This window comes from Thiomonas delicata (assembly GCF_900088825.1).
Lineage (GTDB): Bacteria > Pseudomonadota > Gammaproteobacteria > Burkholderiales > Burkholderiaceae_C > Thiomonas_A > Thiomonas_A delicata.
The window spans coordinates 985,453-997,612 of the sequence record NZ_LT592170.1 but is presented as its reverse complement, the minus strand read 5'-3'; the positions used below and the strand labels follow the sequence as shown (position 1 = coordinate 997,612).

Sequence of the window (12,160 nt, the reverse complement as noted above, 5' to 3'; positions counted from 1 at the left end):
TTGCTGGATTGAGACGGACTTACTTCTCGATGACGGCCATCAGGTCGTCTTCACGCATCACCATCAGTTCGTCGCCGTCCACCTTCACGGTCTGGCCAGCGTACTTGCCGAACAGCACGCGGTCGCCGACCTTCACCGCCATCGGGCTGAGTTGCCCCTTCTCATCGCGCTTGCCAGGACCCACGGCCAGCACTTCGCCCTGGTCGGGTTTCTCGGCGGCATTGTCGGGAATGTAGATCCCGGATGCCGTCTTGGTTTCCTGTTCGACGCGCTTGACGATCACGCGGTCATGCAATGGACGCAATTTCATTCGTGTTGCTCCTGTTGATGGAATTCGAGGGTGGAAATACGCAAACCAGGCGATCAAACCCGGTTATTGATGCGGTGCAGAAGAGCAACGGCCTTTTCGGCCGCCTTACTAGCACTCACATCATGCGAGTGCTAATTGTAGGAGCAAAGATTGGAATTTCAAGGTTTGAAGAGGAATTGGGCCGCCGCCGCGCCATGGCGACCATAGCCGCCATGGGCCAGGGCCCTAGAACTGGTCACCGATCAGGTCGACGGCATATTCGTGGCGATCGGTGTTGACGTAAGAGTGGCGCAATTCGACCGGCCGGTCCTTGAATGAATGGGCCACGCGCACCACCAGCAGGAGCGGGTGCCCGGCCGGCACTTGCAGCAGACGCGCCTTGGCGGCGTCGGCCTTGGTCGCGCGCACGCGGTCGGCGGTCCGGATCACGCTGATGCCGGCTTGCTCCTGGTAGAGCTGGTAGATGGTGGAGCGGCGATCACGCAGCGTGCGCTCGTTCAGCGTCTTGAACAGCGCGGCTGGCACGGTGATTTGATCCAGGATGACAGGCTCACCCTGCAGGCTGAGCCTGTTGGTGAAACACAAAACCCTATCGCCGACACCGATGCCCAGGGCGGCCGCTGTTTTCGCGTCAGCCTGGCGCCTGTCGAATTCGACGAGTTCGACTGCTGGGAATTCGCGATGCCCATCCTGACGCACGATGTGGAAAAACGAAAAAAAGTACCGCCCACGGCCATGCGAGGCAACGAAGGTCCCTCGCCCCTGGTGGCGGATCAGCACGTTCTCCGCGGTGAGCTCGTCGACCGCCTTGCGCACCGTGCCGATGCTCACGGAAAAGCGCGCGCTGAGCTTCTTTTCCGAGGGAATGACCTCGCCGGGCTTCCACTCCCCAGTGCGCAACGACTCGGTGATCTTGTGCTTCACCGCTTTGTACAGGTGTGTACCTGGAGACATTCCGGTTGAGATTTCGTCTGTCATCGCGCCTCGTTCGTTTTGTGCGGGGTGGCAAGCCTCGGGCACGCCATGGCCCGAAACATTTTGTTCTATTTTACCCAGCAATACATCTAGGTCATCTAGTTGACTTGGATGATATGCATACGTATTCTTGCGCCTCACATGCGGGCACAAGGCCGGAGCGCATACACACCAAGGAGACAGAATGATTCACTTCGTACTGCACGATTCCAAGGATTCCGTTGCCGTCGTCGTCGCCGAGGGCGTCAAAGCAGGCATGACGCTCAATGGCTGGATCATGGATGAAGACCGCATGACCAGCGTCAAGGCCGCGCAAGACATTCCGATAGGGCACAAGATCGCACTCAAGGACATGGCCGTTGGCGACACCGTATGGAAATACGCCGTCGATATCGGCAAAGTCGTCGCCCCGATCCATACCGGCGAACACGCGCATGTCCACAACATCAAGACCAAGCGCTGGTAAGCAACCCCATGCGCGCCGACCCAGGCCCAGCATGGGATAGACCTGCCGCCGGCACATTGCGCCGATCTGTTCGGCGCGCCCGGAACTTCTGACAATCCCTCGAGGAAAGCAAATGCCAACCATTTCCAAAGACACCACGATCCTGGGTTATCGCCGTGAAAACGGCCGGGTGGGTATACGCAACCATGTGATCATTCTTCCGCTGGATGATCTATCCAACGCCGCCGCCGAAGCCGTGGCCCACAACATCAAGGGCACGATGGCCATTCCCCACCCCTACGGCCGCCTGCAGTTCGGTGCCGACCTGGACCTGCATTTCCGCACGCTGATCGGCACAGGATGCAACCCCAACGTCGCGGCCGTCGTGGTCATCGGCATCGAGGACAGCTGGACGAACAAGGTGGTCGACGGCATCGCCGCGACAGGCAAGCCGGTGGTTGGATTCGGCATCGAGGGCCATGGCGACCACGACACCATCAAGCGCGCCAGCCAAGCCGCGCGCGAGTATGTGCAGTGGGCCAGCGAGAAACAGCGCGAACCCTGCCCATTGAGCGAACTGTGGGTGTCCACCAAATGCGGCGAAAGCGACACCACCTCGGGCTGCGGCGCCAACCCGACCGTGGGCAACGCCTTCGACAAGCTCTACGGGCTGGGCAACACCCTGGTGTTCGGCGAAACATCCGAGATTACCGGCGGCGAGAACATCGTCGCGGCGCGTTGCGCCAACGACCAGGTGCGCGAGCGCTTCATGTTCATGTTCAACCGTTACCAGGACATGATCAACCGGCATAAGACAAGCGATTTGTCGGATAGCCAGCCGACCAAGGGCAATATTGCCGGCGGGCTCACGACGATCGAGGAAAAGGCGCTCGGCAACATCCAGAAGATCGGCAAGCAATGCCGCGTTGACGGCGTGCTCGACAAGGCCGAAGTGCCGACCCATTCGGGGCTGTGGTTCATGGATTCCTCCTCGGCCGCGGCCGAGATGGTCACGCTGTGCGCCGCCTCGGGCTACGTCGCGCATTTTTTCCCGACCGGCCAAGGCAACGTGATCGGCAATCCGATCCTGCCGGTGATCAAGCTATGCGCCAACCCGCGCACGGTGCGCTTGATGCGCGAGCACATCGACGTCGACGTCTCGGGACTGTTGCAGCGAGAAATCAATCTCGACCAGGCCGGCGACAAGGCGCTGGAGTGCCTTCTGCGCACGGCCAACGGACGCCTGACCGCGGCCGAGGCGCTGGGCCACCGCGAATTCGTGCTGACCCGTCTGTACGAAAGTGCATGAACGCGCCGATCATTGATTGCCGCCGGCCGTCACGAGGAGGTTTGCCCGGCGCGGGCCATACGCCGCGCCGGGGCTTGACCAGCGCCTGCAACGGGGGACTGTGAAGGCGCACAACATGGAGCGATGTCCACATCGCCCAACATCATCGCCTGACACTCATGAGGAGACACCATGAAAAAGCATCTGATCGGAGCCACCCTGCTCGCCGGCGTCTTGCTGGCGAGCGCCGCGACGGCTCGCGCCGAAGTCAAGGAAGTTGCCGTCGCACGCGAGTACGGCATCAGCTATTTGCCGCTGATGGTGATGCAGGACCAGAACCTGCTCGAAAAACAGGCCGCCATGCGTGGCATCAAGGATTTGAAGGTTTCCTGGGTCAAGTTCGCCGGCGGCAACGTGATGAACGAGGCGCTGCTGTCCGGTAGCCTGCAGTTCGCCTCCGGCGGCGTCGCGCCGATGGTCATTGCCTGGGCCCGCACCCGCGACAACTACGGCATCAAGGGCGTGGCCGCGCTCAATGCGATGCCGCTGTATCTGAACACCTCCGATCCGAACGTCAAGACCATCAAGGACTTCACGAGCAAAGACAAGATCGCATTGCCGGCGGTCAAGGTCTCGATCCAGGCCGTGACGCTGCAAATGGCCGCCGAGCAGGCCTTCGGGCCGGGCCAGGAGCACAAGCTCGACGCGCTGACAGTGTCGATGAGCCATCCCGACGCGATGGCGGCCCTGGCCAGCGGGGCTGTGACTGCGCACTTCGGCGCGCCGCCGTTCCAGTACCAGGAACTCAAGATGCCCGGCGTGCACACGGTCCTCGATTCGTACACCGTGCTGGGAGGCCCAGCGTCGTTCAATCTGGTCTGGACCACGAGCAAGTTCTATCGGGAAAATCCGAAGATCTATGCCGCATTCGTGGCCGCGCTCGACCAGGCGATCGGCGAGATCAACCATGACAAGAAATGGGCTGCCGAGCTGTACCTGAAGATGACCAACGACAAGAAAGACAAGGTCGAAGACATTCTCAAAATGCTGCAGGACCCGCAAGTTGTCTACACGACGACGCCCGAGCACGTCATGAAGTATGTGCGCTTCATGCACAAGGTCGGGACCATCAAGACGGTGCCGCGGTCGTGGAAGGATCTTTTCTTCCCCAACGTCGACCATCTTCCCGGCAGCTGAGCCGCAACCGGCTTCGCACGCGCTGCCTTCGCCTGATTGAAGCCCCGCTGCTGGTGCTGTAGGAGTGTGGTGACCATGAATCCATCGACGAGTCCGAACCCGCAGGTCCTGCTGGACGTGCGCGGAGTGACGCTGCAGTACAAGACCCAGAACCATCTGGTCACAGCAACCTACAGGGTCGATTTCCAGGTCTGCAAATCCGACCGCTACATCCTGCTCGGCCCATCCGGCTGCGGCAAATCGACCCTGCTCAAGGCCATCGGAGGTTTTCTCACGCCCGCCGAGGGGGAAATCATGCTGAAGGGCGCGGCGATCTCCAAGCCGGGCTACGACCGCATGATGGTCTTCCAGGAGTTCGACCAACTGCTGCCCTGGAAGACCGTCAAGCAGAACGTCATGTTTCCGCTGCTGTCATCGGGGAAATGGAAAGGACGCGCGGCCGAAGACAAGGCTGTGTGCTACCTGGAGAAGGTCGGCCTGATGAAGTTCGCCAACCACTATCCCCATATGCTGTCCGGAGGCATGAAACAGCGCGTGGCCATCGCCCGCGGCATGGCGATGGAGCCCGACGTGCTGCTCATGGATGAGCCGTACGCCGCGCTCGACGCGCTGACCCGGCGCAAGATGCAGGACGAACTCCTGCACCTGTGGGACGACACCCATTTCACGGTGATTTTCGTCACCCACTCGATTCCCGAGGCGATCAAACTCGGCAACCGCATCCTGCTGCTGTCCCCGCATCCGGGCCAGGTCCGCGCCGAACTCGAGGGTCGCTCGCGCGACAGCACCGACCGGGATGAAGCGGGCCGCCTCGAAGCGAAGATCAACGACCTGCTCTTCGCGGGCGAGAACATGAACCAGGAGGCCCAGCATGCCTGACAGCGACAGCCCGCAACTGCCGCGTCCCGAGATCTATCGGGAGCCCACCGATTCGGCGAGCTTCGGCGTCGTCGAAAAACCCCTGTCACGTTTCGAGACCTGCTACAACAGCGCCGCGGTGCGCAAGACGGTCATCATCATCCTGCTGGCGTTCGCCTGGGAAGTCGGCGCGCGCCTGATCAACAACAGCCTGCTGTTTCCGACCTTCTCGTCGACCATCATCACCTTCATCAAGGGGATCGTCAGCGGCGAACTGCTGATCAAGATCTGGGTCTCCCTCAAAGTTCTGCTGACCGGTTATGCGCTCGGCGTTGCGCTGGCCGCGGTGCTGACCGCGTTCGGCGTCGCCACCCGCGTGGGCGCCGATTTTCTCGAGACCCTGACGGCGATGTTCAACCCGCTGCCCGCCATCGCCCTGCTGCCGATTGCTCTGATCTGGTTCGGCCTGGGCGATGGCAGCTTGATTTTCGTGCTGGTGCACTCGGTGGTCTGGGCGGTGTCGCTGAACACGCAGTCGGGCTTCCTGTCGGTGTCCAACACGCTGCGCATGGTCGGGCGCAACTACGGCCTGAGGGGCCTGCCGTACATCGTGAAGATCCTGATTCCGGCGGCCTTTCCGAGCATCCTCACCGGGCTCAAAGTCGGCTGGGCCTTTGCCTGGCGCACGCTGATCGCTTCCGAACTGGTGTTCGGCGTCAGCTCGGGTTCGGGGGGACTCGGCTGGTACATCTACGAAAGCAAGAACCTGCTGGAAATCTCGAAGGTGTTCGCCGGGCTTCTGGCCATCATCATCATCGGCCTGATCGTCGAAAACCTGATTTTCCGCACCATCGAGCGCCACAGCGTGCGCAAATGGGGCATGCAGGCGTGAACCGGGCGTCCGTTGGCGCTGTCCCGACCGAAACGCAAGCGCGATGAAAGTCGTCGTCTGCGAATTCATGGATCAGCCGGCCGTCGCGAAGCTGCGTACCCGCTTCGGAGTGACCTACGCACCGCAACTGGTCGACGACCGCGCCGCGCTGTTGTCGCAGCTGCATTCGGCCGATGCTTTGATCGTGCGCAATCGCACCCGCGTCGACGCCGAGCTGCTGGCGGCGGCGCCGCAGCTGCGCGTGGTCGGCCGGCTCGGCGTCGGTCTGGACAACATCGATCTGCCGGCCTGCGCCGCGCGCGGCATCCAGGTCATTCCCGCCTCCGGCGCCAACGCCCGGGCCGTGGCCGAATATGTGGTTGCCACGGCCATGCTGCTTCTACGCGGCGCCTATCTGTCCAGCGTCGAGGTGGCCGCCGGCGCCTGGCCGCGCGCGCGCCTGTCGGAAGGGCGCGAAATCGCCGGCAAGACCCTTGGCCTGGTCGGCTTCGGCGACATCGGGCGCTGCACGGCGCGCCTGGCCGCCGCGCTGGGCATGCGTGTGCTGGCTCACGACCCGATGGTCGACCCCCATTCCCCGATCTGGACGCAGACCGGCGCGGCGCGGCGCGAACTCGACGCGCTGCTCGCCGAAGCCGACGTCGTCAGCCTGCACGTTCCGCTGAGCCCGCAGACGCATCACCTGATCGACGCCGGCAAACTGGCGCTGATGCGCTCCGACGCGGTGCTGGTGAACACCGCACGCGGCGGCGTGATCGACGAATACGCACTGGCCGCGGCACTCCGCGGCGGCCAGCTGGGCGGGGCCGCGCTCGACGTCTTCGAGCACGAACCGCTCGCTGCCGGCTCGCCACTGGCCGACCTTCGCAACCTCAACCTGATTCTCACGCCGCACGTGGCGGGCGTCACGCGCGAATCCAACGCCCGCGTCAGCGCGACGATCGCCGAAAAAGTCGGCGATTTCCTGCAAGCCATCGCCACTTGATCAGCCGCCACCTCAAACCTTACGCCCATGCCTCACATCGCGCTGCCTGCCCTGACCGATCTCGTCACCACCGCCTTGCGCCGAGCCGGGGCCTCGCCGCTCATGGCACAGTCCACCGCCCAGGCGCTTGTCGCGGCCGAGTCCCAGGGGCTGCCGTCGCACGGCCTATCGCGCGTGGCGCAGTACACCGCGCATCTGCGCCACGGTCGCGTCAACGGCATTGCCGTGCCGAAAGTGATCCATGCCAAGAGCGCGGCCTGCCTCGTCGACGCCGACGACGGCCTGGCGTTTCCCGCCTGCGCGCTGGCGGTGCGGGAGGCCATCGCCCGCGCACGGGCCTGCGGCGCGGCTTTCGCCGGGGTCACGCGCAGCCACCACTTCGGCGTTGCCGCCGAACACCTCGGCCCGGTCGGCAGCGCCGGCATGGTCGGACTCGCCTTCGGCAACTCGCCGGCGGCGATGCCGGCCTGGGGCGGCCGGCGCGCGCTGTTCGGCACCAACCCGATCGCGGCGGTGTTTCCGCGCCGCAAGGCCGCGCCGCTGGTCATCGACCTGTCACTGTCCGAGGTCGCACGCGGCAAATTGATGGTGGCGGCCAAGGAGGGCCGCAGCATTCCGCTGGGCTGGGCCGTGGATCGCGAAGGCCGGCCGACCACCGACCCGAAGGCCGGACTCGAGGGCGCGATGCTGCCGGCAGGCGGGGTCAAGGGCGCGATGCTGGCGCTGATGGTCGAGCTGCTGTGTTGCGCACTGACCGGCGCATCGTTCGGCTTCGAGGCCGATTCGTTTTTCACGGACGCCGGCAACCGGCCGCGCATCGGCCAGGCCTTCATGGTCATCGACCCGGCCGCGCTCGCCGGCCGCGACGTGTTCGACGAACGGCTGGAAACCCTGGTCGAGACGATGTGCCAGGACCCCGGGGTCAGGCTGCCGGGACAGCGCCGATTCGAACGGGCCGAGAAGGCGCGCGCCGACGGCATCGAGATCGCCGCGCCCCTGTACGAGCAGCTGCAGTCGCTGGCGCGCGGGTGAAGCAGCCGCTGGCCGGGCCCGCAAGGGAAAGGGCCATGCCGCCGCGGCATCGACAGTCCGCCCGGGCGCGGCTTGCAACGAACGAGATAGCGCGCGCATGGTGATCGATCTCCCGTTTCCGTGGGTGACGCTGCTCAGCGCGACCCTGATCATCGCGCTGGCCTACACCATCTACGGGCTGACCGGCTTCGGCTCGTCGATCACCGCCGTACCGCTGCTGACGCACTTCCTGCCGCTGCGATCGGTGGTGCCGATGATGTTGATCTTCGATCTCGGCGCTGGCATCGTGCTGGGACTGCGCAACCGCAGCGCCGTGGCGCGCGACGAACTGCTGCGCATCATTCCGTTCATGGTCGCCGGCATGCTGGTCGGGGTCACGCTGCTCGTGCGCGCGCCGCAAAGGCCGCTGCTCGTCACGCTCGGCTGCTTCATTCTGGCCTACGCGGCGTGGAACCTGGCGTTCCGGGCGCCGCAGCGGTCGATCTCGGTGGCTTGGGCAGCGCCGCTTGCCCTGCTGGGTGGCTTGTTCACGGCGCTGTTCGGAACGGGCGGCCCCATCTACGTTGCCTACCTGGCGCGCCGCCTGCCCGACGTGCGCGCCCTGCGCGCAACGATCAGCACCCTGATTTTCTTCAGCGGCCTCGCGAGGCTCGTCCTTTTCACATCGGTGGGCCTGTACAAGCAGCCGCATGTGCTGCAACTCGCGCTCGCCCTGCTGCCCGTCGTGATGGGCGGCCTGTACCTGGGCAGCCACCTGAGCCGCAAGCTGCCGGCACATCGGATCGTGCAGGCGGTATGGGGCATCTTGATCGCTGGCGGCACGAGTCTGATCTGGCACAACCTGTAGCGGCGGCCGACCCCCACGGCATGGCGCCACGGGTTGCCGGGGTCACCCCGCGGCCACGTTCGCCTGTGCCGGTTCGATGTGGTCCAACAGGGTCTGTCCGGGCCGGACGCGGGAGAACACCACGGGATCACGCGACACCGCAACCCGCTCACCCTCCTGGCGCGCGACGCTGTAGGTCGACGTGGCGAGTTCGCCGGGATCCGGAAAGTCCTCGCGAAAATGCGCGCCGCGCGAATTCTCCCGGCTGGCCGCCGCCGCCGCAATCACGCGGCTGACCGCGATCAGGTTGCGCAGATTGAGCCAGTCGTGCCAGCTCAGGTTGTAGGCACGCTCGCCATCAGCCACGCCAGCCACGGCCAGTTCGCCTTCCAGTTCGGCCAACCGGGCCTGGGCCCGCGCCAGTCCGTTCGCGTCGCGCAGAATGCCGACGTCTTCCCACATGCAGCCGTATAGCGCCTCGCGGATCGCGTCGAGATCACCCGGCTTTTGCATGAACGGGGCCTCGTGTTCAGCGATGCTGCGCTGAATCGCCGCCAGATCCGGCTCGCGCTGGCCCGGGTTGGCCCGCACCCACAGCGCCATGGTTTCGCCGGCGATGCCGCCGAAGACCGTCGAATTGGCCACGCCGTTACCGCCCAGGCGGTTGGCGCCATGCACCCCGCCGGTGTCCTCGCCGGCGGCGAACAGGCCGTGCAGTTCGGTGCTGCAGTCCGGGCGGAACACCACGCCACCCATCATGTAGTGCGCAGTGGGCACGACCTCGACCTTGCCGCCGGCCAGGTCGAAACCGCAGTCGGCGCAACGCTCGACCATGCCCTTGAACTGCCGCCTGACCTGGTCCGCGCCGAGGTGGGCCATCTGGATGTACACGCCGCCATTGGGCGAGGTGCGCCCAGCGCGCATCTCGGCGAAGATGCCGCGCGAGACGATGTCGCGCGTGGCGCGCTCGCCGCGCGGATCGTAGTTGTGCATGAAACGCTCGCCCCGGCCGTTGAGCAGCCAGCCTCCCGCGCCACGCAGGCCCTCCTCGAGCACGGTCCCGGTCATGCGCGTGTGCGCGCCCGCCAACAGCCCGGTGGGGTGAAACTGCACCATTTCCATGTCGCGCAGCGCCAGCCCGGCGCGTAACGCCATGGCCAGGCCATCGCAACTCTTGTCGCCCGACGGCGTGTTGAATTTGTACATGGTCGGTCCGCCGCCGGTGGCCAGCAGCACCGCGCCGGCGCGCACGAACACGAACGTGCCGCTGCGCAGGTCGATCATCAGCACGCCGGCCAGCGCGCTGCCGTCGGCGGTCTTGATCAGTTCGACCGCGCGGTGCTCCTCGAGCCGGTCGATGCCGCGCGCCCAGACCTGCTCGGCCAGGCGGTTGATGATCTCGATCCCGGTCAGGTCGCCCTTGTGCACCGTGCGGTCGAAGGTCTGCCCGGCGAAGGCCTTCTGGTGCACGGTGCCGTCCGGGTTGCGATCGAAAAAGCAGCCGAGTTCGTTTTCAAGCTCGTGGATGCGCTCCACCGCCTTGGTCACCAGGGTCCAGGCCAGATCCTGGTTGGACAGCCACTTGCCGCCCTCGATGGTGTCCATGAAGTGGCGCTCGACCGAGTCGCCCTGGGCGAGCGCGACGTTGTAGCCCCCCTGCACCATGCGCGTGCAACCGCACTTGCCCAGCAGGCCCTTGACCGCGACCGTGATCGACAGCCGAGGGTCGGCTTGGTGCGCATGCAGCGCTGCGAACAGCCCGGCGCCACCCGAACCGAGGATCAGGATGTCGGTGTCGATCCGCTTCAGGTCCATGTGCGCGGGCCTCACGCCGTTCTCACGCCAAGCTCGGCCAGCACGCGGACACGGCGTTCCTGCACGTCGTGCCTCACGTCGTCGTACAGGCTGTTGCCGTGGCTGTCCATCGCCACGAGCAGCGGCCCGAAATCACGGATGTGGAACTTCCACAGCGATTCCGGGTTCAGGTCGTCGAGGTCGACGTCCTCGATCCGCTCGATCCATGTGCTCTCCAGGGCCGCCGTGCCGCCGACGATGGCCAGGTACGCGCCGCCAAGTTTGGCGAAGGCCTCGAGCGAGCCGGCGCGCAGTCCGCCCTTGCCGACGATCATGCGCACGCCATGCTGCTGCATCAGCGGCCACGTGAAGCGTTCCATGCGGTCCGAGGTCGTCGTGCCAATGCACACCGGCGCGTAGCCGGCCGGAAACTCGGGGCTGTGCGCGACCCGGCGCACGTTGGGCGCGGTGTGGATCACGGCGTGCCCATGCAGATCGAAACGGGTCGTGCGCCCGCGGTCGAACATGTGGATCTGGGTCGCATCGCGGATACCGAACAGCGTGGACTGCAGGGTCACCGTGTCGCCCGCCAGCAGCGCGCGCACCTGCGCCTCGCTGACCGGGGTGTTCAGTTCGTGGTGGGCCATGATCAGAATCCGTAGTGAACGCCGGCCGGCGTGAAGCTGGCCCGGGCGCGCCGGGCGGAATGGCACTGCATGTTCACGGCGACGGGGTTCATCGTGATGTGCGTGGCCGCCAGTTCGATATGCACGGCAAAGGCGGTGGAGTCGCCACCGAGCCCCTGCGGCCCGATCCCGAGTTGGTTGACCGCGTGCGACAGCTCAGCCTCGAGGCGTGCGCCGTCCGCGTCGCTGCAGCGGGTGCCCAGCGGCCGCGTGGCCGCACACTTGGCCAGCGCGACGCACAGATCCGACGTACCGCCCAGACCGACGCCCACGATGGTCGGCGGACAGGTCTTGCCGCCGGCGGCGACCACGCAGTCGACGACGAAGGTCTTGATGGCGTCGATGCCCTCCGCAGGGGTCGCCATTTTCAGGAACGAGTTGTTTTCCGAGCCGCTGCCCTTGGGGATCATTTCGATGTCGAGGAAGTCCCGCGTCTCGACGAAATCGATGTGAATCACCGGCACCTCGATCCCGCAGGAGGTGTGCTCGTTGCGGCGCGTCAGCGGGTGCACCACCGACGAACGCAGCGGGTACTCGCGCGTGGCCCGCTCGCAGCCGCGTCGGATCGCCATCTTCAGCGCATGACCGTCGACCTCGACGCCGCCGCCGATGCGCAGCTTGTAGATCGGCACGCCGGTGTCCTGGCACAGCAGGTTGTCGGTGCGCTCGGCGACCTCGATGTTCGTCACCATGGTCCTGAGCACACCTTGCGCGCGCGGCACGCTTTCGCTGCCGAGGCGTTGCGCGAAGCCTTGCTTGATGTCGGGCGGCAGCACCTTGAGCGCGCGTATATAGAGCTCGCGCGCTGTGTCCTCGATGGTCTGCAGATCGATGTTCATGCCGGATTTCCTCGCTAGATTTGCTTGGCGCGC

At 65.3% G+C, this 12,160-nt stretch carries 13 protein-coding genes; 8 read left to right on the top strand and 5 right to left on the bottom strand.

Annotation, left to right across the window (positions count from 1 at the left end):
- Positions 1 to 19 precede the first annotated feature (19 nt).
- On the bottom strand, positions 20 to 310 hold the full coding sequence (gene groES, locus THIARS_RS04725) for a co-chaperone GroES (RefSeq protein ID WP_094159690.1): 291 nt from the start codon (positions 308 to 310) through the stop codon (positions 20 to 22).
- Between the two features lie 225 nt (positions 311 to 535).
- Complete coding sequence (locus THIARS_RS04720) at positions 536 to 1,426, bottom strand: GntR family transcriptional regulator (protein ID WP_342747730.1); 891 nt, start codon at positions 1,424 to 1,426, stop codon at positions 536 to 538.
- 43 nt (positions 1,427 to 1,469) lie between these two features.
- On the opposite strand from THIARS_RS04720, the gene THIARS_RS04715 reads away from it, so the two are divergent.
- From THIARS_RS04715 to THIARS_RS04680, 8 genes are all read left to right on the top strand, one after another.
- Positions 1,470 to 1,751 carry a UxaA family hydrolase gene (locus tag THIARS_RS04715; RefSeq protein WP_094159688.1) on the top strand — a complete coding sequence of 94 codons (282 nt, stop codon included), beginning with the start codon at positions 1,470 to 1,472 and terminating at the stop codon, positions 1,749 to 1,751.
- A 112-nt stretch (positions 1,752 to 1,863) separates the two neighbouring features.
- Positions 1,864 to 3,039 carry a UxaA family hydrolase gene (locus tag THIARS_RS04710; protein WP_094159687.1) on the top strand — a complete coding sequence of 392 codons (1,176 nt, stop codon included), beginning with the start codon at positions 1,864 to 1,866 and terminating at the stop codon, positions 3,037 to 3,039.
- Between the two features lie 171 nt (positions 3,040 to 3,210).
- A complete protein-coding gene (locus THIARS_RS04705) occupies positions 3,211 to 4,215 on the top strand; it encodes an ABC transporter substrate-binding protein (RefSeq protein WP_094159686.1) in 1,005 nt (334 codons plus the stop codon).
- A 75-nt stretch (positions 4,216 to 4,290) separates the two neighbouring features.
- Positions 4,291 to 5,094 (top strand): ABC transporter ATP-binding protein, encoded by an 804-nt coding sequence (locus THIARS_RS04700; protein WP_094160635.1) that lies wholly within the window; start codon positions 4,291 to 4,293, stop codon positions 5,092 to 5,094.
- Positions 5,087 to 5,965 carry an ABC transporter permease gene (locus THIARS_RS04695; RefSeq protein ID WP_094159685.1) on the top strand — a complete coding sequence of 293 codons (879 nt, stop codon included), beginning with the start codon at positions 5,087 to 5,089 and terminating at the stop codon, positions 5,963 to 5,965. The genes THIARS_RS04700 and THIARS_RS04695 overlap by 8 nt, the downstream gene beginning before the upstream one ends.
- 43 nt (positions 5,966 to 6,008) lie before the next feature.
- On the top strand, positions 6,009 to 6,950 hold the full coding sequence (locus THIARS_RS04690; RefSeq protein ID WP_094159684.1) for a hydroxyacid dehydrogenase: 942 nt from the start codon (positions 6,009 to 6,011) through the stop codon (positions 6,948 to 6,950).
- Positions 6,951 to 6,977: 27 nt separating this feature from the next.
- The gene (locus THIARS_RS04685) at positions 6,978 to 7,982 is read left to right on the top strand and encodes an Ldh family oxidoreductase (RefSeq protein ID WP_094159683.1); all 1,005 of its coding nucleotides are present in this window, start codon (positions 6,978 to 6,980) and stop codon (positions 7,980 to 7,982) included.
- Between the two features lie 97 nt (positions 7,983 to 8,079).
- Entirely contained in the window at positions 8,080 to 8,829 is a 750-nt protein-coding gene (locus tag THIARS_RS04680) for a sulfite exporter TauE/SafE family protein (protein WP_094159682.1), read from the top strand.
- A gap of 42 nt (positions 8,830 to 8,871) precedes the next feature.
- Here THIARS_RS04680 and THIARS_RS04675 read toward each other — a convergent pair whose 3' ends face one another.
- Genes THIARS_RS04675 through THIARS_RS04665 form a run of 3 tightly spaced genes read right to left on the bottom strand, consistent with a single transcriptional unit; the run spans position 8,872 to position 12,127 of the window.
- Complete coding sequence (locus THIARS_RS04675; RefSeq protein ID WP_094159681.1) at positions 8,872 to 10,623, bottom strand: L-aspartate oxidase; 1,752 nt, start codon at positions 10,621 to 10,623, stop codon at positions 8,872 to 8,874.
- An 11-nt stretch (positions 10,624 to 10,634) separates the two neighbouring features.
- Entirely contained in the window at positions 10,635 to 11,249 is a 615-nt protein-coding gene (locus THIARS_RS04670) for a fumarate hydratase C-terminal domain-containing protein (protein ID WP_094159680.1), read from the bottom strand.
- Positions 11,250 to 11,251: 2 nt separating this feature from the next.
- A complete protein-coding gene (locus THIARS_RS04665; RefSeq protein ID WP_094159679.1) occupies positions 11,252 to 12,127 on the bottom strand; it encodes a fumarate hydratase in 876 nt (291 codons plus the stop codon).
- Positions 12,128 to 12,160 lie beyond the last annotated feature (33 nt).